The sequence below is a fragment of the Leptospira borgpetersenii serovar Javanica genome (assembly GCF_003046425.1).
Lineage (GTDB): Bacteria > Spirochaetota > Leptospiria > Leptospirales > Leptospiraceae > Leptospira > Leptospira borgpetersenii.
The window spans coordinates 1-1,252 of the sequence record NZ_QAJG01000066.1; the positions used below are offsets into that span (position 1 = coordinate 1).

Consider the following 1,252-nt stretch of genomic DNA (forward strand, 5'->3'; position numbering starts at 1 on the left):
TCATAAAGTCTCCGAATCCAATCATCGCTTAATTGAAAGTTTGGAGGTAAGGTCCTTTTTACCCTTTTATAGGCTGACCTATAACCGGCAGGACAATACTGCTCTGTCTTTCCAAGATTACCAGTTGTGTAACGTATCCAATCAAGTAAGCCTCTATCAACTACAAACAAAGACGTGGGACTATGCGTAGTATCCCTTACCAAAAATGAGGGTTTAACCGCATAGGCAACGCCCCAATTCGATCCATATCTGGTAACTCTGAGGATATTGCCTTTATAATCCGTAAGCATACCTCCCTCTTCAGTTTCAAGATAAACGTTCCAATAAGCCGGATTATTCTTACTGATAGGAGCGTCATCACACAATGCCCATTGAATCCAATTCCATTGATAACTACCTACCTTAGAATACATGCAAGAAAGACGGCCACTCATAGGATTGTATTGAGCAAGATGGCCGCTTTCAGGATTGTAGTAAATTGGCGTAGTATTTTCTTGAGAACCTCTTGAATTAATAAAATACCGCGTATTCCCCAAATGCCAAGCTATGGAAGTCTTTATACTGATGTTGCCGGGAGTCGACACAGTTTGAACCCAATTATTCATCGAGGAATCTAAGGTATGGTTATAGTAATCCGAAGAGGTTTTTGAGATATAGGCATACCACCCCGCATCTTTCAAACGATAACGTTCATCTGCAGTCCAAAAGGCGTTCTCCTTCACGATCCATCGCTGCAAAGAGTCATTGATCGTACAAGGTCTGAGATTCACATAATCCCAGTTTACCCTTCCCTGAACTACGCTCTCCGGAGCAGTAATGCATAACCATGTGTTTTCAACATAGTAAGAAATCCTTTGAAACACATCATACCTTGCATTACTAACACCTTGTTCCCAACACTGTAGAATCCGAATATAACTTTCACCACCGCTAAAAACAGGAGCGTAACAAAACTTCCCTCCGTCATGTAGAACGATCTTGATAGCCCTATCCTGCGGAGTATCCGTAGGTTTTTGAATGATCGGACCAGGAATGGATCTAGATACAATATTGATAAGTGCGGAATTCACTCCGTAGGAAAAGTCAACTCCAATTGAAACCAACAAAACTACTATCAAAACTATCAAACGAATCATTTGTATCCCTCTCCCTTTTTATTTTTCAACGAAAATGGTTTTTCATAGTTTCAAACATTCTAATAGTAATAAATGATAATCCGTTTATTTTAAACATATATATGCATTGTATTCGG

The 1,252-nt window shown here is 39.7% G+C and carries 1 protein-coding gene; it reads right to left on the reverse strand.

What is annotated here, in order from left to right; genetic code table 11:
* On the reverse strand, positions 1–1,136 hold a 1,136-nt coding region (locus CLV95_RS18525), incomplete at its 3' end, for a DUF1561 family protein (RefSeq protein WP_133175070.1).
* Positions 1,137–1,252: the final 116 nt, after the last annotated feature.